Origin of the sequence: Streptomyces sp. NPDC056061 (genome assembly GCF_042266885.1) — a bacterium.
Taxonomy (GTDB): domain Bacteria; phylum Actinomycetota; class Actinomycetes; order Streptomycetales; family Streptomycetaceae; genus Streptomyces.
In genome coordinates this window covers 59,486-79,901 of the sequence record NZ_JBHJWQ010000023.1, presented here as the reverse complement: position 1 = coordinate 79,901, position 20,416 = coordinate 59,486, and the positions used below count along the sequence as shown (strand labels likewise).

The window sequence follows — 20,416 nt, the reverse complement described above, 5'->3', positions numbered from 1 at the left end:
CCGGCACCCGGCGCTCACACCTGCCGTCCGCTACGTGTCGCCCGGCGCATGCCGCCCGGCCCGCCCCGAAAGCCCGAGGAGAACCTTCCCGTGTCCCGAACCACCCTCGGACGGGGAGCCGTTGCCGCACTGTGCGCGGCACTGCTCCCCGTCGTCCCGGCGGCCTCCGCGTCCGCCGAGCCCGGACCCCCGTCCCCGCCCTCGGACGCGGAACTCGCCCGCGAACCGGCCCGGCACGACCTGACCCGTGAGCAGTTCTACTTCGTCATGCCCGACCGGTTCGCGAACGGCGACCCCGCCAACGACCGCGGCGGGCTCACCGGTTCGCGGCTGGAGACCGGTTTCGACCCCACCGACAAGGGCTTCTACCAGGGCGGCGACCTCAAGGGCCTGACCGACCGCCTCGACTACATCAAGGGGCTCGGCACCACCGCCATCTGGCTCGCCCCGATCTTCGAGAACCGCCCGGTCCAGGGCACCGGCAAGGACGCCTCGGCCGGCTACCACGGCTACTGGATCACCGACTTCACCAAGGTCGACCCGCACTTCGGCACCGACGCCGACCTGTCGGAGCTCATCGACAAGGCCCACCGCAAGGGCATGAAGGTCTTCTTCGACGTCATCACCAACCACACCGCCGACACCATCGACCACGCCGAGAAGGAGTACGGCTACAAGCCCAAGGGCGCCTACCCCTACCTGGACGTGAACGGCCGCCCGTTCGACGACGCCGAGGGCATGGCGGAGGTCGACGCGGACTCGTTCCCGTACACCCCCAGGAGCAGCGGCGGGAAGGTCCCGGCCTGGCTCAACGACCCGACGATGTACCACAACCGCGGCGATTCGACCTACGCCGGGGAGTCCACCACGTACGGCGACTTCTCCGGCCTGGACGACCTGTGGACCGAACGGCCCGAGGTCGTCTCCGGGATGGAGAAGATCTACCGGAAGTGGGTTCGCGACTTCGACATCGACGGATTCCGCGTCGACACCGTCAAACACGTCGACCTGGACTTCTGGACCCAGTGGGCGACGGCCCTGGACGCCTACGCCGCCCGGCAGGGCCGCGAGGACTTCTTCATGTTCGGCGAGGTCTACTCCGCCGACACCGCCGTCACCTCGCCCTACGTGACCCGGGGCCGGCTCGACGCGACACTCGACTTCCCCTTCCAGGACGCCGTCCGCCAGTACGTCTCCCGCGGCGCCCCGGCCTCGAAGCTCGCCGCCGTCCTCGCCGACGACTACCGCTACACCACCGACCGGGCCAACGCCTACGAGCAGGTCACCTTCCTCGGCAACCACGACATGGGCCGCATCGGGACGTTCCTCGCACAGGACAACCCGAAGGCCGACGACGCCGAACTCCTCGCCCGCGCCCGGTTCGCCGACGAGCTGATGTTCCTCAGCCGCGGCAACCCCGTCGTCTACTACGGCGACGAGCAGGGCTTCACCGGCGCCGGCGGCGACAAGGACGCCCGCCAGACCATGTTCGCCTCGAAGACCGCCGACTACCTCGACGACGACCGGATCGGCACCGACCGCACCCACGCCTCCGACGCCTACGACACCACGCACCCGCTGTACCGCACCATCGCCGCGCTGTCCGCACTTACCCGGAAGCACCCGGCGCTGCGCGACGGGGTCCAGACCGAGCGGTACGCCGAGGACTCCGTCTACGCGTTCTCCCGCACCGACCCCGACCGCCCGAACGAATACCTCGTCGCCGCCAACAACGCCACCACCCCGCGGACGGTCGAACTGCCCACCGCGTCCGCCCGGACGGACTTCCGCACGCTGTACGGCGGTTCCGGCACCGTCCGCAGCGGCGCCGACGGGAGGGCCACCGTCACCGTGCCCGCCCTGTCCGCCGTCGTGCTGCGCGCGGAGAAGGCGCCGGCCGAGCCCGCCGCCGAGCCCTCGATCACCCTGCGGGCCCCGGCCGCCGGAGCCACCGGCACCGTCTAGATCGCCGCCGACGCCGACGGCGGAACGCTCGGCCGCGTCGTGTTCGCCGCGCAGACCGGCAACGGGAAGTGGACCGTGCTCGGCTCCGCCGACCACGCCCCCTACAAGGTCACCCAGCACCTCGACGACACGGTGACGGCCGGAACCCCCCTGCGCTACAAGGCGGTCGTCGTCGATCGCCGGGGCCGCACCGCGAGCGCCCTGGCCACCACCACCGCCGGACAGGCGCCCCCGGCCGAGAAGCCCGTCGCCGTCGAGCGCGACCACGTCGTCGTCCACTACCGGCGCACCGACGGCGACTACGACGGCTGGAAGCTCAGGACCGGCGACACCACCGCCGACTTCACCGGGCGCGACGCCTACGGCGCCTTCGCCTGGATCGAGCCCGCCGAGGGCGCCGCCGCCGTCCCGTACACCGTCGAGAAGGACGGCACCGGCGACGGGCCGCAGCGCACCGTCGACCTCGCCAGAACCGGACAGGTCTGGATCGAACAGGGCGGCACCGGCCAGTCCGACACCGCCCCCGAAGGCGCCTACCCGCCGCAGGACACCGGCAGGGCAGTCCTGCACTACTACCGGCCCGACGGCGACTACGACGGCTGGGGGCTGCACACCTGGACCGGGGCGAAGGACCCCACCGACTGGGCCGGGCCGCTCCGGCCGGTGAGGACCGACGCCTCCGGGGCCACCTTCGAGGTCCCGCTCGCCGACGGGGCCGGCTCGCTCTCCTACATCATCCACAAGGGCGACGAGAAGGACCTCCCCGCCGACCAGTCGCTCGACCTCACCACCTACGGGCACGAGGTCTGGCTGCTCGGTGCCACCCCCGGCCACCTGCTGCCGCAGACCGGCGCCGCCCCCGCACCCGACCTCACCGGGGCCGAGGCGCAGTGGATCGACGCCGACACCGTCGTCTGGGACGTCGAGGCCACCGCCGCCACCAGCCAGCAGCTCGTGTACGCGCCCGACGGCGGCATCACCGTCGTCGACGGGGCGCTCTCCGACGAGGGACAGTGGATCCGGCTCGCCCCCTCCGCGCTGACCGACGCCCAGAAGGCGAAGTACCCGCACCTCAGGGACCGTCCGGCGTTCACCGTCGACGCCCGCGACCGGCGCAGGGTCCGCGAGGCGCTGCGCGGCCAGCTGATCGCCACCCAGCGCGCCGCGAACGGCGCCCTGCTCGCCGCCACCGGCGTCCAGACCCCGGGCGTCCTCGACGACCTGTACGGGAAGCACGCGGCGGCCTCCGCGCTCGGCCCGGTCTTCGACAGCGGCAGTCCCACCTTGTCCGTCTGGGCGCCCACCGCCCGCACCGTCGCCCTCGAACTCGACGGCCGCCGCGTCCCGATGCGCCGCGACGACCGCACCGGCGTCTGGTCCGCCACCGGCACGAAGGCGTGGACCGGCAAGCCCTACCGCTACCTGGTGGACGTGTGGGCCCCCACCGTCCGGAAAATGGTCACCAACAAGGTCGCCGACCCCTACTCCACCGCCCTGACCGCCGACTCCGCACGCAGCCTCGTCGTCGACCTCGACGACCCCGAGCTCGCGCCCGGCGGCTGGTCCGCGCTGCGGAAGCCCGCCGCCGTCCCGCTGCGCGACGCGCAGATCCAGGAACTGCACATCCGTGACTTCTCCATCGCCGACCGCACCTCGAAACACCCCGGCGAATACCTGGCCTTCACCGACGCCCGCTCCGACGGGATGAAACACCTCAAGCGGCTCGCCGACGCCGGCACGAGCTACGTCCACCTGCTGCCCGCCTTCGACTTCGGCACCGTCCCCGAAAAGAAGTCGGACCGGCGCGAACCCGCCTGCGACCTGTCCGTGTACGCCCCCGACTCCGCCGAGCAGCAGGCATGCGTGGCGAAGGCCGCCGCCCGCGACGGCTTCAACTGGGGCTACGATCCGCTGCACCACACCGTCCCGGAGGGCTCCTACGCCTCCGACCCGAACGGCACCCGGCGCACCGTCGAGTTCCGGCGGATGGTGCAGGGCCTGAACGGTGCCGGGCTGCGCACCGTCATGGACGTCGTCTACAACCACACCGTCGCCGCGGGCCAGGACGACAAGTCCGTACTCGACCGGATCGTGCCCGGCTACTACCAGCGGCTGCTCGACGACGGCACCGTCGCCACCTCCAGCTGCTGCTCCGGCACCGCGCCCGAACACACCATGATGGGCAAGCTCGTCGTCGACTCGGTCGTCACCTGGGCCAAGCAGTACAAGGTCGACGGCTTCCGCTTCGACCTGATGGGCCACCACCCCAGGGCGAACATCCTCGCCGTCCGCGCGGCGCTGGACGCGCTGACCGAGGCGAAGGACGGCGTCGACGGCAAGAAGATCGTCCTGTACGGGGAGGGCTGGAACTTCGGCGAGATCGCCGACGACGCCCGGTTCGTCCAGGCCACCCAGAAGAACATGGCAGGCACCGGCATCGCCACCTTCTCCGACCGGGCCCGCGACGCCGTCCGCGGCGGCGGCCCCTTCGACGAGGACCCCGGCGTGCAGGGCTTCGCCAGCGGCCTGTACACCGACCCCAACACCTCGCCCGCCAACGGCACGGAGGCCGAGCAGAGGACCCGGCTGCTGCACTACCAGGACCTGATCAAGGTCGGCCTCACCGGCAGCCTCGCCGACTACACCTTCACCGACTCCACGGGACGCACGACCAAGGGCTCCGACGTCGACTACAACGGCGCCCCGGCGGGCTACGCCGCCGCCCCCGGCGACGCCCTGGCCTACGCGGACGCCCACGACAACGAATCGCTGTACGACGCACTCGCCTTCAAGCTCCCGGCGGGCACGTCGGCCGCCGACCGGGCCCGGATGCAGGTCCTCGCCATGGCGACGGCCGCCCTGTCCCAGGGTCCCTCGCTCTCCCAGGCCGGCACCGACCTGCTGCGCTCCAAGTCCCTGGACCGCAACTCGTACGACAGCGGGGACTGGTTCAACGCCCTGCACTGGGACTGCCGCGACGGCAACGGCTTCGGCCGCGGACTGCCCCCGGCCGCCGACAACGAGCCCAAGTGGTCCCACGCCCGCCCGCTGCTGGCCGACGCCGCGCTACGGCCCGGGTGCGCGCAGATCGAAGGAGCCTCCGCCGCCTACCGGGACCTGCTGACCATCCGCACCACGGAACCGGACTTCTCCCACGCCACCACCGGGCAGGTGCAGGCCGCGCTGTCCTTCCCGCTCTCCGGGAAGGACGAGACACCGGGCGTGATCACCATGCGGCTCGGCACGTTGGTCGTCGTCCTCAACGCCGGCCCCGGCACCACGTCCCAGACCGTCGCCGCCCTCGCCGGACAGCGGTACGCCCTGCACCCCGTCCAGGCGGCGGGCGCGGATAGTAACGTCAAGAAGTCGACGTATGAGGAGAGTTCGGGAAGGTTCACCGTTCCGGGACGCACCGTGGCGGTGTTCGCGCTGAACGGTGCCGCACGGCACTAGGCTGGGAGCCAGCAGCCGCCGGGGAGTGCCGCATCACCGCACTGTCCGGCGCGCTCTTCCCACTCTCGGCCGGTCCCGGCCCCGCCCCGGTGCGCCAGGTCCCTCCCATGCCTGCGCGCACCGGACCGGGGGCCGGGACCGGCCGGTCCACCTGTTCGGCGACGGTGACCATGGCGAGCAACATTCCCGAGGAGACGACGAGCTTTGTCGGACGGAAAGCGGAACTTGCCGGGCTGGAACACACCGTCGCCACCCACCGGCTGACCACCCTCACCGGCAGCGGGGGCGTCGGCAAGACCCGGCTCGCGGTCCGCACCGCCCGGCAGGCCGCGCCCGCACACCGTGACGGGGTCCGGTGGGCGGACCTGTCCCCGCTCCACGACGACAGCCTGCTCATCGCGACCGTCTCCGACGCGGTCGGGCTGTCCGACCACACGCTGCGCATGCCCATCGACGCGCTGTGCGAATGGCTCGCCGACAAGGAACTGCTGCTGGTCCTCGACTCCTGCGAGCACCTGCTCCCCGCCTGCGCCCACCTGCTCGGCGAGATCCTCACCACCTCGCCCGGCCTCACCGTGCTGGCCACCAGCCGCCAGCCCCTGGGCCTGAGGGGCGAACGGCTCGTCGAGGTGGCACCGCTCCCCGTCGACGGCGCGGGCGACGCACTCGCCCTGTTCCGTGACCGGGCCACCGCGGCCGCCCCCGGCCTCGCCCTCGACGCACCGGCCGACGCCGCGGCCGCCACCGAGATCTGCCGCCGCCTCGAAGGCATCCCGCTCGCCATCGAACTCGCGGCCGGAGCGGTGGGCGGGGAGACCGTCGAGCAGATCGCCGAACGGATCGGCACCCGCTTCGACGTACCGTCCGACGCCTCGGCCCGGCCGCCGCGCCACCGCACCCTGCGTACCGCCATCGGCTGGAGCCACGAGCTGTGCACCCCGCTGGAACGGCTGCTCTGGGCCCGGCTGACCGTCCTGCGCGGCGACTTCGACGAGGCCGCCGCCCGCGAGGTCTGTGCCGAGGGGCCGCTCACCGGGGACGGGGTGACCGAGGCGCTGAACGGCCTGGTCGCCAAGTCCGTCGTCCGGCGGGACGGCACCCGCCACCGGATGCTGGACACGATCCGCGAGTACGGCCGGATGTGGCTCGCCGAACTCGGCGAGGAACGGGCCGCCGCCGACCGGCACGCCGCCTGCTTCCTCGGCCTGGCCCGCAACGCCCACGCGGGCTGGACCGGCGACGACCAGATCACCTGGTACCACCGGATCGCCGAGGCCCACGCCGACCTCTGCACGGCGCTGGACCACCTGCTGGTCCACGACGCCGCGGCCGCCCAGGAGATGGCGGGCCGGATCGGCTTCTTCTGGTGCTGCTGCGGCCACCTGCCGCAGACCCGCGACTACGCGCGGCGCGCCCTGGACGCGGGTCCGTCCGAGGGCCCGCACCGCACCCGGGCCCTATGGGTGCTGGGCATCACCGTCATGCTCCAGGGCGACTACCCGGCCGCCCGCCGCCTGGGCCGGGAATGCACCAGGGCCGCGGCCCGGGACGGCAACGACGAGGGCATCCTCTCGGCCGCCTACCTGTGCGGCCTCACTCACCTGATGACCGGTCGGCCCGAGGCGGGCCTCCGCCGGATCGAACAGGTCCTGCGCACCAGCAGCGTCACCAACCGGCTGGAGGCCGCCTACCAGCTGCGCTGCCACCTCATCACCGTCTTCGCGCTGACCGGCCTCGGCCGACTCGACGAGGCGGCCGCCGCGGCCGGGAGGCTGCGCGCCGTCTGCGAGGTCCAGGACGAGTGCTGGACCCGCAGCTACGTCGACTACCAGCTCGCCGTGATCGCACTGCTGCGGGGCGACGCCGACGCCTCCGCCGCCCACGCCCGTTCGATGATCGCGGGCAAGCACCGCCTCCGCGACCGCTTCGGCATCGCGCTCGGGCTGGACATCCTCGCCGCCGCGATCGCCGCCCAGGGCGCGGGGGCCCGCGCCGCCCGGGTCTACGGCACCGGGCAGGTCTACTGGCGCATGGTCGGCTACCCGCAGCGCGGCACCCCCGAACTGGGCCCGCTGCGCGAGGCATGCGAGCGTCAGGCCCGGGCAGCCGTCGGCGACGCCGCCTACCAGCGCGCCTACGAGCGGGGGCGTGCCGACAACGCCGAGGTCGGGCTGGCGGCCGCGCTCCAGGGCGAATTGCTCCTGTAGGGCGCGGGCCGGCCCCGCCGCGACGGCAGCTCCCCACCGGACGGGCGGGACGCCGTCAGAGCGTCGGCCGTCACGGCAACCGCTGTGCGGGCACGGCGGGCGCCAGCACGGAGAGTCGGTCCAGCAGCTCTCCGAACGGCCCGTCCTGCGGCTCCTGCGCCAGGACCCGCAGGACGATGCCCGCCATCTCCGCGTCGTACGCGGCACTCACCGCCGCCAGCGCGGCGAAGTCGTGCACCAGTTGCAGGGCGAGCTCCGCGCGCGGAATCTGCCGCCCGTCCAGCCAGATCAGCGCCGTCGACTCGGCCAGCGACACCCATGACCGCACCACCAACTGCAGTCGCGCCGGGGGAGCCTCGACGTCGAGATGGGCGAGGATCTGCTCGTACGCGGCCTGCCGCACCCCGTCGATCATCGCGTTGGCCGTCGAGGAGCCGGCCGCCGGGCCGCCGCGCATCAGTGCCGAGAATCCGGGGCCGTGCTCGTCGACGAAGTCGAAGAACCGCTCCATCACCCTCAACAGCCGCTCGCCGAGGGGTCCTTCGCGCGGCTCGACGAACCGGGCGGACAGCTCGTCGGCAGCCCTGCGCAGCGCCGCCTCGTACAGGCTCTGCTTGCCGGGGAAGTAGTGGTAGACAAGTGGCCGCGAGATCCCGGCCGCCGCCGCGATCTCGTCGATCGACACCTCGTCCGGGGCGCGATGGCTGAACAACTCCAGCGCGACACCGATCAACTGCTGCCTGCGCTCCTCGACGCCCATCCTGCGCCGCACCCCGGTCGTCATGTCGGACAGCGTACCGAGTGGGACGGTGCGGCAGCAGTGGCGGGCCGGTCCACCGGCTCACCTGCGGCGACGACCGGCCACCCCCGCACCGCCCGGCAGGCGCTGCCCCGGGGCGGCGCCCGCCCGTCGCGGCACTACAGGTCCAGGACCAGCCGTTCTCCCCGGCACCGGGACACGCAGATCAGCATCGAGTTTTCCCGTTCCGCGTCCGTCAGGAGCTCGTCGCGGTGGTCGATCTCGCCCTCCAGGACACGTTGTTGGCACGTGCCGCAGAAGCCCTGTTCGCAGGAGTACGACACGTGCGGGAGCGCTTCGCGCACGGCGGCCAGCACCGACCGGTCCGCCGCCACCGTGACCGTGCGGCCCGAACGGCGCAGTTCGACGTCGAACGGACCGGAGTCCGCCGCCGACGTGCTCGTCCCGGCGAAGCGTTCCAGATGGAGGTCGCGGCCCGGCGGAAGGGCGGCGGCGACCGCGTCCATCAGGGGTTCCGGGCCGCAGCAGTACACCGCGGTGCCCTCGGACGTGTCCCGCAGGGCCGCCGCCGCGTCCGGGTGGCCGGCCTCGTCCGCGGGCACGACCGTCACCCGGCCGCCCTCGGTGCCCAGCTTCTCGATCTCGTCGAGGAACGGCATCGTGGTGCGGGACCGTCCGCCGTACAGCAGGCGCCAGTCCGCGCCCGCGGCGGCGGCCGCGCGCAGCATCGGCAGGATCGGTGTGATGCCGATGCCGCCCGCGACGAAGAGGTACGCGGGAGCCTCGACCAGGGGGAAGCGGTTGCGCGGGGCGCGGACCTCGACCTCGTCGCCCTCGCGGAGCCTCTCGTGGACCTCCCGGGAGCCGCCGCGGCCGTCCTCGACCAGCCGCGTCGCGATGGTGTACGTGTCGGCGTCGGCCGGGTCCCCGCACAACGAGTACTGCCGGACCAGGCCGGAGGGCAGCAGCAGATCGAGGTGCGCCCCGGGCTGCCAGGTCGGCAGGTCCGGTCCCTCCAGGCGGAGTTGGACCACGCCCTCGGCCGGGGAGGACCGCTCGGTGACGAGCAGACGGCGGGTGGTGGTGGAACGGCGTTGCGAGTGTCCCGAGACCGGGGTCTCCAGGGCGGGCAGTGGCCACAGCGGGGAGCGCCGGATACGGCGGCGCAGGGCCCGCCTGGCGAGCAGGGCGGCTCCGGTGACGAACAGGACGGTGCGCGGGCGGGGCAGGGGAAGGGGCATGGTCAGCCGGCCCCCGTCGTCCGTGCCTCGGCCGTCGTCGCCGCGGGGGAGTGGGCGAGGTAGTCGATCGCCTGGGCCGTGCTGCCCTCCTGCGAGGGGTGGTAGGAGCGGCTCAGGTAACGGGGGACGGAGCGCAGCAGATCGCCGGTCGCGGGCAGGGTGCCGCGCCTGCCGCTGGTGTAGAACTCCCGGAACGACGCCTTTCCGTCCAGCAGGCTCGGGTCGTTCTCCATGAAGAAGCGGGTGCCGCGCTGCCAGAGGAAGAGCAGCGCGGTGAAGGCCGTCGCCCAGGTCCGCACCCGTCGCCGGTAGCCGCCGTCGACATGCATGAACACGTCGAACGCGACGGAGCGGTGCTCGACCTCCTCCGCCCCGTGCCAGCGCAGCAGATCGAGCATCGTCGGGTCGGCACCGCGCCGGTCCAGCTCGTCGGCGTTGAGGACCCAGTCGCCGAGGAAGGCGGTGTAGTGCTCGATGGCCGCGATCGTCGCCACCCGTTCCATCAGCCACCATTTCCGGGCCCGCCCCGGTGGCATCGTCCGGTCGCCGAGGAGCTTCTCGAAGAACCAGTCGACCTGCGCGGTGTACGGCGTCGGGTCGAGTCCCAACTGCTTGAGGTGCGGCAGTACGTCGTCGTGGGCCTGGGAGTGCACGGCCTCCTGCCCGATGAACCCGATGACGTCCTGGCGCAGTTGCTCGTCGTGGATGTAGGGCAGCACCTGCCGGTACACCTGGATGAACCAGCGCTCCCCGGCGGGCAGCAGCAGATGGAGCACGTTGATCGTGTGGGTGGTGAACGGGTCGCCCGGTACCCAGTGCAGGGGAGTCCTCTCCCAGGCGAAGGAGACCTTGCGGGCCTTGAGCGGGGTCCGCTCCGACACGGCCGGCGTCGGCTTCGTGTTAGACATGTTGTCAATGTACTGATGGGTACGGCACCGGAACAGGGGTCGTGCGGCGATTTCCCGGTCACGGGCCGCGACGCCTCCCCGCCGCTCGGCGTCCCACCGGGAGGGGCGGCCGGGCCACGGCCTGCGCGGCCCGCGTGGAGGCGCCGGGGCCGGGGGCGGCGCCGCCCCCGAGGACGACGGCACCGCCCGCTCGGCCCGGCACGCGTGGCGCCCCGGGCCGGGCGGGGACCACACGGCCCCGTTCAGCCCCGGTCGAGGTAGGCGAGCACCGCGAGAACACGGCGGTTGTCGTCGTCGGACGGCGGCAGGCCGAGCTTCTGGAAGATGTTCGAGGTGTGCTTGGCCACCGCCCGTTCCGTGATCACCATCTGCGCGGCGATCGCCCCGTTGGAACGCCCCTGCGCCATCAGCTCCATGACCTCCCGCTCGCGCGGGGTCAACCCGCCCAGCGGCTCGTCCCGCGAACGTCGCGACAGCAACTGCGAGATGACCTGCGGGTCCATCGCGGTCCCGCCCGCCGCGACCCGGCGCACCGCGTCGACGAACTGATCGGCGTCGAAGACCCGGTCCTTGAGCAGGTAGCCGATGCCGCCGTTGCCGTCCGCCAGCAACTCGCGGGCGTACAACTGCTCCACGTGCTGCGAGAGCACCAGCACCGGCAGCCCCGGCCTGGCCCGCCGCGCCGCCAGCGCGCACTGCAGGCCCTCGTCCGTGTGGGACGGCGGGAGCCGGACATCGACGACCGCCACGTCGGGCTCCGACTCGGCCAGCGCGCGGGCCAGTTCGGGCCCCGTCTCGACGGCCGCCGCGATCTCGAAGCCGTACGCCTCCAACAGGCGGACGAGACCGTCGCGCAGCAGGAAGAGGTCTTCGGCTAGGACAACTCGCACGGGATCTCCATGGTCACCGTGGTGGGACCGCCTGCGGGGCTGCTGACGGCCATGACGCCGTCGAATGTACCGAGTCGGCGTTCGATTCCGCTCAGCCCCGAACCGCCTCCGACTCTCGCGCCGCCGGCCCCGTTGTCGGTGACACGGACCCGCAGTGCACCGTCCGCGTGATGGATGTCCACCTGGACGCGGTCCGCCCCCGAGTGCTTGACCGCGTTCGTCAGGGTCTCGCTCACCGCGAAGTAGGCCGCCGACTCGACCGCGGCGTCCGCCCGCCCGTCCAACTCCACCAGGACCTCCGTCCCGACGGGCAGCCGCAGCGCCAACGCCCTCACCGCATCGCCAAGTCCGCGTTCGGCGAGCACCGGCGGGTGAATGCCCCGGACCAGATCGCGCAGCTCCGTGAGCGCCTCGGCCGAGGACTCGCGGGCCATCGCGAGAAGCTGCTTCGCCCGCGCCGGATCCTTCTCGATCAGTGCCTCCACGACGCCGAGGTTCATCCCCACGGCGACCAACCGGGCCTGCGCCCCGTCGTGCAGATCCCGCTCGATGCGCCGCAGTTCCGAGGCCGCCGTGTCCACCGCCTCGTGCCGGGTCTCGGTCAACCGGTCGATGCGGCGGACCAGTTCCTCCTCCGGCGAGGGGGCCAGCATCGCGCGGGTGAGCAGGAAGTGCACCCGCAGCAGCGGCCCACTGGCCGGCAGACCGATCGTCAGGATCGCCACCCCGAGCGCCGCCGCCGCGAGCCCCGTCGCCTGACTGTCGACCGGCACGAACCCGTACCAGTACCGGTCGTCGGTGAAGACCCGCCACAGCCCGGCCGCCAGGACGAAGCCCTCCAACGGGTAGATCAGCAGCCCGGCCGCCAGGGTCGCGATCAGATAGCCGGCCGTCATGTCGACCACCAGCCACCGCAGGTCCCGCCAGGTCGCCGGGTCCCTCAGCATCAGCGAGGTGCGCTCCACCCGTCCGACGAGGCCGGCGCGCAGGTCCTCGGGAAACGGGCGGTACGACACCGGGACGCGGACACCGCACCAGGTGGCCGCGAGCAGTCGGCGCCGGTTCGCGTGCCTGCGGACCAGGCCCAGCACCGACGGGGTGGTGAACAGACCGATTCCCAATGGCACGGAGAGGATGGCGAGCACGGCCCACACGAAGAGCGTCATCGACCCGACCAGGGAGGCGACCGACAGGACGAGGCTCCGCCCCAAGGTCGTCGGCACGCCCCGTGCCCGGGTGCGTATCGCGTTCATCCGGCTCGTGTCCCCCCTCGCCTGGCCCTCGGTCCGGGCCCGCCCGGACACAGTTTCCCCGACCGGCTCCGCGCGCATCAGCCGCCTCGCCTCCCACCGGGGGTGTACCCAGCCCCCCTTCGGCGGCGGGGCGGAAGGCGCCCGGGGTCCGGCCGGGGCGGGAGCAGGGAACCGGTCCCCGGCCCCGCGGGCACGGGAACACCCGGCCCGACGCATACCGGCCGGGTGTTCCCCGTGTCGGGGCCGGTGCGGCTGTCCGCGCCGAACCCCGCCGTCGGCGTCAGGGGGCGTACTTGTAGCCGACGCGCCGCACCGTCTGGATCGAACGGCGGTGCTCGGCGCCCAGCTTGCGGCGCAGCCGCGCGACGTGGACGTCCACGGTGCGCCCGTCGCCGACATGGCCGTAGCCCCAGACCGTGGTCACCAACTGGTCGCGGGTGTGCACCCGGTGCGGGTGCGCGACGAGATGGGCGAGGAGTTCGAACTCCAGGTAGGTGAGGTCCAGCGGCTTCCCGTCGACGGACGCGGTGCGCTGCACCGCGTCGATGCCCACCGGACCGGCGGCCTGTCCTTCCGCCGGCGGGACCACCACGTACTGGCCGGCCGCGGCGGCCGCGGCCGTGCCCGGCTGCTGATCGGCCGGTACGAGAACCAGGTAGCCGATCATCGGCGGCCGGCCGGGCAGTGCCGGAACGCTGTGCTGGGGTGCGGGCAGCCAGGTCGCGCCCGGCGGCAGCAACTCCGCGGCATCGACGGGCCGGACGACCTCCTGGGGATCGACGGCGCGCAGTCGGTGGCGGTGGGAGGGGAGCGGCCGGGCCGTGGCGGCGGAGGCCGAAGGAGTCGCGGAGGCAGCGGTGGAGAAGGTACGGACGTTCTTCATGGGGTCAGCTCTTTCGCGCGAAGGAGTCGTCTGCGGACGGACGGTTCTTGCGCGCGGGCCGAAGGCCGCGAGGAGCGGTTTTAGAGGGCCTGCGCGTTCAACGCGCGGCAACACACCCGGTCGAAGTCGTGGTGCTGACGGGACGGCCAGAACGGTTCCAGGTCACTGCGACCCGTCGAGGTGTACTGGATACCGGCCATGGCCCCATTCAACCAGACAACACGACGGCGCAGCAGGTCTCCGGCAGCCGCCGGTGCGACTCCCGGTGTCGGTTTCCTCACTCCGGGACCGCACCGGACCGAGCGGCCGACGCGCCCCTCATCCCGGCCCCCATCCCTGCCCCGCATCCTGGCTCCGTCACTCGGGCTCCGTCACTCGGGCTCCGTCACTCGGGCCCCGTCACTCGGGCCCCGTCACTCCGGCCACTCGATCCGGCCCCGTCACCCCGGCTCCCGGGCCGTTTCGAAGGACCGTCACCGCGCCCGGTCACCCGCGTCCGCACCCCTCCGGCTCACCCCACGAGCCGCTTGCGCCAGTCCAGCGGGGAGAGTTCGATCGCCCGGTCCGGTGAACCGTCCCACTCCACCGCCAGGCCCGCCTCGCGCAGCGCCGCCACCACCTCGCGTCCCACGGCGGTCGTCGTCTCCGCCGACTCGTCGAACCCGCCGTAGTACAACGAGAGTCCGTGACCGGCCGCCGCGCCCTGCGTGCACTGGGTGTGGAAGAAGACGAAACCGCGCGCGTCCTCGCGCCCGGCGGCACGGATCTCGCCGAGCCCGCACGAACGACAGCAGGAGAAGTGCTCCCGCGCCGTGATACCGCGCTCGTCCAGCGCGGCGAACGCCCGCTCCAGACGGTCCGCGTCGGTCGTGTCCGACCACTGCCGCTGCTTTTCGACCCGCTCCAGCCAGAGCCGTTCCGCCACCTGCCGCGCCTGCTCCGGGGTGACCGGACGCACGCCGTCCGCCACGAGGTACTCCTCGGCCGCCTCGGCGAGATCGTCCACCGTCCCGTACCCGCACCGGAGCAGCAGCCGGACCTGCTCCTCCACCTGCTCCCGGACGGCGGCGGGGAGATCGGGCACCGGTGCCTCCTCCGGCATCCCGGCGTCCTCCCACTCCACGCCCGCGTCCCACTCCGGCTCAGCGCGCGCCCAGCGGGCCATCAGCCCGGCGACCCGCTCCGGCGTGCCGATCATCGCCCGGCGGTGGGTGGCGGGCCCGCCGGATCGGCGTTCCATCTGGTAGTCGCCGCCGTGCTCGTGCCACACCTGGACGTAGGTGCCCGGGACGTCCGGTATGCGCTGCACGACCAGGAAGTGGTCGTCCTCCCCGCCGATCCGGTGCACCAGGTCGCTCAGCGCCTGCTCCGTCACACGGATGTGGGTCTGCCAGTTCTCGGTCTCCACCTTGATGTCGAGCATGTCCCGACCCTCGCACACGCCACTGACAACGGACCGGGCCGACGGGGTCGCTCCGGGCGGCACGGAAGGGGAGCCCGCCCCGATTCCTGGAACCCGAGAACCGGCGGACGCCCCTCGCGGGCGGGAAACGGCCCGGTCAGACCTGACCGGCCTTCTCCAGCGCGGTGCAGCAGGTGTCGACCATCAGCCGGGTGACGACGTAAGGGTCGACGTTGGCGTTCGGGCGGCGGTCCTCGATGTAGCCCTTCCGGTCCCTCTCGACCTGCCACGGGATGCGGACCGAGGCACCGCGGTCGGAGACGCCGTAGCTGTACTCGTTCCACGGGGCGGTCTCGTGCAGACCGGTCAGCCGGTCGTCGATCCCGGCACCGTAGTTCTTCACGTGGTCCATCGGCTTCGAGCCCTCGCCCAGCGACTCGCACGCGGTGATGATCGCCTCGTAGCCACCGGGGCCTTCGCGCATCGCCTTCGTGGAGAAGTTGGTGTGCGCGCCCGCGCCGTTCCAGTCGCCCTTGACCGGCTTCGGGTCGAGGGTCGCGGAGACGCCGAAGTCCTCGGCGGTGCGGTACAACAGCCAGCGGGCGACCCACAGTTGGTCGGAGACCTCCAGCGGGGACAGCGGCCCGACCTGGAACTCCCACTGGCCTGGCATCACCTCGGCGTTGATGCCGCTGATGCCGAGCCCCGCCCGCAGACAGTTGTCGAGGTGCTTCTCGACGATGTCGCGGCCGAAGATCTCGTCGGCGCCGACACCGCAGTAGTAGCCGCCCTGCGCGGCCGGGAAACCGCCCTCGGGGAAGCCGAGCGGCCGGTGGCCGTCGAAGAAGGTGTACTCCTGCTCGATGCCGAAGACCGATTCCTGACCGGCGAACCGCTCGGCCACCTCGCGCAGCTCGGCACGGGTGTTGGAGGAGTGCGGCGTCATGTCTGTGCCGAGGACCTCGCACAGCACGAGGATGTCGTCGCCGCCGCGGATCGGGTCCGGGCACGAGAACACCGGCTTCAGCACCAGGTCGGACGCGCGCCCCTCGGCCTGGTTGGTGCTGGAGCCGTCGAAGCCCCAGAGCGGCAGCAGGTCCACGTCCCGTGAGGCGTCCCTCGTCATGATCTTCGTCTTCGAACGGAGCTTGGCGGTCGGCTCGGTGCCGTCGATCCAGATGTACTCGGCCTTGAACGTCACGGAAGCCATCCTTTGCGGGTCCTGCGGTGCCGCGGCCCGGCCTGCCCCGCGGTCCGGTCCGTGCCGCGGGCCGGGCCGTGCAGCGATCCGGTCTTTGCAGCGGCAGCTTCGCAAGCCGCGATTTCCCGTCCGTTGCCCGCGTGTGAACCCGGTGTTACCGAACTACCGGGGGAGTCCGCCCGGCGCGCGGTGCCGGAGCAGCTCCTCGAAACCCGCCGCCCGGATCCGGCGCACCAGCTCCTGTTCACCGGTGCCCAGCGCCTCGGCCGCCGCCGCGAGCCGCCAGTCCGCCCCGGCGAGCCGGTGCAGCAGATGACCGCGCCGGATCTGGGCGTCCGACAGCCGGAACGTCTTCAGGTAGGCGACCCGCCCCTTGTGATCGGTGATCGTCTCGCCGATGTGCCGGCCGGTCCCGTCCAGCCGGAACGGCGGCAGGAACCGCCACAGGGAGAACGAGCCCATCCGGTACACCCGGTCGAAGGCGTACGAGGAGTCCAGCAGCTCACCCGCGAACAGGGTGTCGTGCGCCTGCGCCCATTCCCGTTCCTGCGCCACCGCCGCCGCCCGCAGATCGCCGAGCGTCCGCAGATGCGGCCCGTCGACGATCCGCGCCGCGAACTCCGTCACCGGGGCGCCGTACAGCGCGTACTGGTGGACCAGCTCGCCGTACAGGTCCTCGACCAGCGAGGCGTGCAGCAGCCGGTAGTCGTCCGGGTGCGGCACCACGAACGCGGCGGCGAGCGCGTCGGCGGCGTACACCATCACCCCGCACTGGCCGGGATGGATCTCGAAGGTCCGCAGCGCGTCGCCGAGCCCGCGCACCGACCGGCCCAGGTACGCGTCCTCGGCACGCGGCGACAGCCCGTCGCGCAACGCCCGTCGCGACCACTCCTCCCAGGCGACCGTGGGGCCGCCGAAGTGCAGGGCGAGATAGCCCTCCAGCGCGAGGTGCAACGGCAGGAAACGCAGCCGGTCGCCCGGCTGCCGCTTGGCCATCCGGTGGTGACGGTGACGCTGGAGCCGCGCGGTGCGGGGCGGCGCCTTCCCCGACGGGCCGTCCGCGCCGGACCCGAGCTGGGTGCCGTACGCGGCGGACTGCATGCCGTCCCCGGACCAGTCCGCGACGAGACCGTGCGGGATGTACGAGACGTAGTGCGTGTCCGGGCCGACGTCGACGACGCCCATCCCGCCCGTGTAGACCTCCCGGTGCAGCCGCAGCCCGTCCACGGGCCGCTCCCGCACCAGCGGCACCAGCCGGATGCCGCCCCACACCTGGGACGGCCGGGTGACGAGCCCGGTGAGTTCGAGTCCGTTCACGACGACGCCCCCGTACCGGCCGCGCCCGGCCCGCCGGTGAAACGCGCGACCCGGTCGTCGAGGTAGCCGTACAGTGCGTCGACCCCGGTGCGCCCCTCGGCGAACTGCGCGATCTCCACCAGGGCCGGCAGGTCCTCCGCGTCCCGGATCCCGGCCGTGGGAACCCCCGGGGCGAGCCGCCGCACGTCGAAACCGTTCGCGTCGTACACCGGGTTCACATGCACCACAGCCGTGCGCCGGTCCGGATCGAGCCGGGTCCGCCACACCCGCAGCACCTCGCCCGCGAGGCCGGGCGGGGCGTTGTCCCAGCCGTCCGAGACGATCACCAGCCGCTGCGGACCGTGCTCCAGCGCGTCCAGCACGCGCGCACCCAGCGGGGACGGCCCCCAGGGCCTGACCAGCAGCGGATCGGTGCCGCCCGAGGTCCACAGCGCGGTATACCCGCCCGGCGCGGCCAGTGCCTCGAACAGGAAGTGGCAGGCCAGCGCCACGGCGAGCGGGCGGCGCCGCTTCTCGCCCGAACCGGACGACGAGTAGCTGTCGTCCAGGACCCCCGCGACCCTTCCCCAGCTCCCGCGCTGCGGACCCGCCGCGCGCCGGGCGGCGGCCCGCAGCGCGTCCGTCAGCTGCGCACGGTGCGCCGAGCGCACGTCGAAGCCGAGCGACAGCACGTACAGGGCGAGACGGGTCAGCGGCATCGCCGCCAGATCGACGTCGGCGGGCGGCGCCTGCGTGCCGGCACCGCGCTGCCCCAGCGTCCGGAGCCGTTCCAGCCGGGTCATCCGCGGCGCCGCCCGCTCCAGGAACACCTCGCGCCTCATCCCGTGCCGGGCGGCGAAACCCTCGGCGACGGTGAACGGCAGTTCCTCGACGGCGCCCTGCTCGTAGTGGGCACGCCGCCACGCGTCGAGCAACTGGTGCCGGTAGCGCGGCCGACGACCGGGCCGGAACAGGAAGTCCCCCGTCTCACCGGCCCCGTCCGGCCGTTCGGCAACCGGCACGCAGGACCCCGGCCCACCAGTTCCCGGTGCACCGCTCCCCGGCCCGCCGGGGCCGTCGTCGAACCGGAGGTGGACATGGCGGGCCGCGGTCTTCAGTCCGGAGCGGTACTTCACCGCGTCGTGTGCCAGGTCCGGCCGGGCATTGAGCCAGTCGCGCATGATCGCCCGGGTGCGGCGGTTGTTCACCCCGGCCCGGCGCAGCGCCCCGAACAGCCGGTACACCCGCTGCGGCGGCAGCTTCGCCAGCCGGGCGGCGATCAGCAGTCCTTCGTCCTGCCGCTCCCGGGCCGTCGCCTCGGCGGCGGTCTCCAACAGGCCCCGGACGATGCGCACGGCGTTGTGGTCGTTGATGTCGAGAGCCAGTGCGGCGGAGTACACGCGACGGTAGTTGACCCGCACGTACTCGTGGAGGAAGTCCAGCGACAACTGCTGCTGGTACGCCGTCGAGCGGAACTCGCGCTGGCCGGTCGCGGTGATCGCCGCGTTGACGAAGAGCAGCACGTCCTCGGCGGCGACGAGACCGGCACCGGTCGCGGGCCGTGCGATCCCCGTCGTGCCCGTTTCCGCTCCGGTACGCGTTTCCGTTCCCGTGCGTGTCGTCATCACTTCCCCCATGGTCGCGCACCGTCGTACGCGGGCGGACGCCGGCCGGGGAATGGGGGCGCGAACAGCGAAATCTTTGCTTCAGAGGCAAGTCCCGGAAGTCGCGGCCGGAGTCCCGCGGCCGGCTCGGCACAACGTAACCCGGCACGTCCGCCCCGCGCCAACCCGATATCCGGGCCCCTTTGGCACACCCGCCCACCCCGGAGCCGGCCCGTCGGTACGCCGCCCGGCACCCCCGCCCCGGCACCCCGCCCCGTACGGAGCCGGGACCGCCCTTCGAATACGGGACCGGGCGGACGGCCGTTCCATACGGGACCGGTCCGGCGAACCCGGCAGACTTGTCCCATGACGACACACTCCCCGTCCTCCCTGCGCATCGGTCTCGTCGGTACCGGCCCCTGGGCCAGGAACACCCAGGCCCCCGCCCTCGCCGCCCACCCCGATGCGGTACTCAGTGGCGTGTGGGGCCGTCGTCCCGAGGCGGCGCGGGCGCTGGCCACCGCCCACGGGACCACGGCGTACACCGGTGAGGCGGGCATCGACGAACTCTTCGCGGCCAGCGACGCCCTCGCGTTCGCCGTGCCGCCGGACGTCCAGGCCCCGCTCGCCGCCCGTGCCGCGGCCACCGGGCGCCACCTGCTGATGGACAAGCCGGTCGCGACCACCGTCGCGGGCGCCCGCGAGGTCGCCCGGGCCGTCGAGCAGAGCGGGGTCGCGTCCGTCGTCTTCTGCACCCTGAGGTTCGCGCCCCGCACTGCCGCATGGATCACCGAACAGGCCGCCGCGGACGGATGGTTCACCGCACGTGCCGAGTGGATCGGAGCACTGTTCGCCCCCGGTGCGACCAGCGAGTACGCCGCCTCGCCCTGGCGCCGCGAGAAGGGCGGGCTGTGGGACGTCGGCCCGCACGTCCTGTCGGTGCTGATCCCCGTGCTGGGCGACGTGACGCACCTGACCGCGGCCCGCGGCCGGTCCGACACCACCCATCTGATCCTCCGTCACACCTCCGGTGCGTCCAGCACGGTGACCCTGGCCCTGGGAGCGCCGGAGGGCGCGGTCGGCACGACGGTCGAGCTCCGGGGCGAGCAGGGCGTCGTCACGCTGCCGCAGTGGGACGGGGCGGTCGAGGCGTTCGGGGCGGCGGTCGACGCGCTCGTCGAATCGGTGCGCACGGGGGAGCCGCATCCGTGCGACGCGCGGTTCGGGCTGCGGCTGACGGAATTGCTGGCCGAGGCGGAGGAACGGGCGGGGGAGTAGGCGGACCGGAAGCACTCACCGGGGAAACCCTGACCTCGCGTCCCTGCCGCGTACGGGCGGGCGCACCACTCGTAC

General features: G+C 72.9%; 12 protein-coding genes and 1 pseudogene. 3 read left to right on the top strand and 10 right to left on the bottom strand.

Annotation, left to right across the window (positions count from 1 at the left end):
- The first annotated feature begins 90 nt into the window (after positions 1–90).
- Positions 91–5,418 (top strand): annotated as a pseudogene (gene pulA / locus ACFC79_RS27580) (pullulanase-type alpha-1,6-glucosidase).
- A 170-nt stretch (positions 5,419–5,588) separates the two neighbouring features.
- Positions 5,589–7,625, top strand: coding sequence for a regulator (locus ACFC79_RS27575; protein ID WP_376245380.1), 2,037 nt, complete (start codon positions 5,589–5,591; stop codon positions 7,623–7,625).
- Positions 7,626–7,695: 70 nt separating this feature from the next.
- Here ACFC79_RS27575 and ACFC79_RS27570 read toward each other — a convergent pair whose 3' ends face one another.
- From ACFC79_RS27570 to ACFC79_RS27525, 10 genes are all read right to left on the bottom strand, one after another.
- Positions 7,696–8,409, bottom strand: coding sequence for a TetR/AcrR family transcriptional regulator (locus tag ACFC79_RS27570; RefSeq protein WP_376245208.1), 714 nt, complete (start codon positions 8,407–8,409; stop codon positions 7,696–7,698).
- A gap of 134 nt (positions 8,410–8,543) precedes the next feature.
- Positions 8,544–9,626, bottom strand: coding sequence for a PDR/VanB family oxidoreductase (locus ACFC79_RS27565; RefSeq protein ID WP_376245205.1), 1,083 nt, complete (start codon positions 9,624–9,626; stop codon positions 8,544–8,546).
- Positions 9,627–9,628: 2 nt separating this feature from the next.
- Positions 9,629–10,534, bottom strand: coding sequence for a metal-dependent hydrolase (locus tag ACFC79_RS27560; protein WP_376245202.1), 906 nt, complete (start codon positions 10,532–10,534; stop codon positions 9,629–9,631).
- Positions 10,535–10,776: 242 nt separating this feature from the next.
- Positions 10,777–11,424, bottom strand: coding sequence for a LuxR C-terminal-related transcriptional regulator (locus ACFC79_RS27555; RefSeq protein WP_376245199.1), 648 nt, complete (start codon positions 11,422–11,424; stop codon positions 10,777–10,779).
- A complete protein-coding gene (locus ACFC79_RS27550; RefSeq protein ID WP_376245196.1) occupies positions 11,409–12,677 on the bottom strand; it encodes a sensor histidine kinase in 1,269 nt (422 codons plus the stop codon). The genes ACFC79_RS27555 and ACFC79_RS27550 overlap by 16 nt, the downstream gene beginning before the upstream one ends.
- 280 nt (positions 12,678–12,957) lie before the next feature.
- The gene (locus ACFC79_RS27545; RefSeq protein ID WP_376245193.1) at positions 12,958–13,560 is read right to left on the bottom strand and encodes a winged helix-turn-helix domain-containing protein; all 603 of its coding nucleotides are present in this window, start codon (positions 13,558–13,560) and stop codon (positions 12,958–12,960) included.
- A 511-nt stretch (positions 13,561–14,071) separates the two neighbouring features.
- The gene (locus ACFC79_RS27540; protein ID WP_376245190.1) at positions 14,072–14,983 is read right to left on the bottom strand and encodes a DUF6891 domain-containing protein; all 912 of its coding nucleotides are present in this window, start codon (positions 14,981–14,983) and stop codon (positions 14,072–14,074) included.
- Positions 14,984–15,119: 136 nt separating this feature from the next.
- The gene (gene glnII / locus ACFC79_RS27535) at positions 15,120–16,163 is read right to left on the bottom strand and encodes a glutamine synthetase (RefSeq protein WP_376245187.1); all 1,044 of its coding nucleotides are present in this window, start codon (positions 16,161–16,163) and stop codon (positions 15,120–15,122) included.
- 162 nt (positions 16,164–16,325) lie between these two features.
- The gene (locus ACFC79_RS27530) at positions 16,326–17,480 is read right to left on the bottom strand and encodes a hypothetical protein (protein ID WP_376245184.1); all 1,155 of its coding nucleotides are present in this window, start codon (positions 17,478–17,480) and stop codon (positions 16,326–16,328) included.
- Positions 17,477–19,084 carry a hypothetical protein gene (locus ACFC79_RS27525; protein WP_376245181.1) on the bottom strand — a complete coding sequence of 536 codons (1,608 nt, stop codon included), beginning with the start codon at positions 19,082–19,084 and terminating at the stop codon, positions 17,477–17,479. The genes ACFC79_RS27530 and ACFC79_RS27525 overlap by 4 nt, the downstream gene beginning before the upstream one ends.
- A 345-nt stretch (positions 19,085–19,429) precedes the next feature.
- Between ACFC79_RS27525 and ACFC79_RS27520 the strand changes: the two genes are divergently transcribed.
- Positions 19,430–20,341: a Gfo/Idh/MocA family protein gene (locus ACFC79_RS27520; RefSeq protein ID WP_376245178.1), complete on the top strand. Its 912-nt coding sequence runs from the start codon at positions 19,430–19,432 to the stop codon at positions 20,339–20,341.
- Positions 20,342–20,416 lie beyond the last annotated feature (75 nt).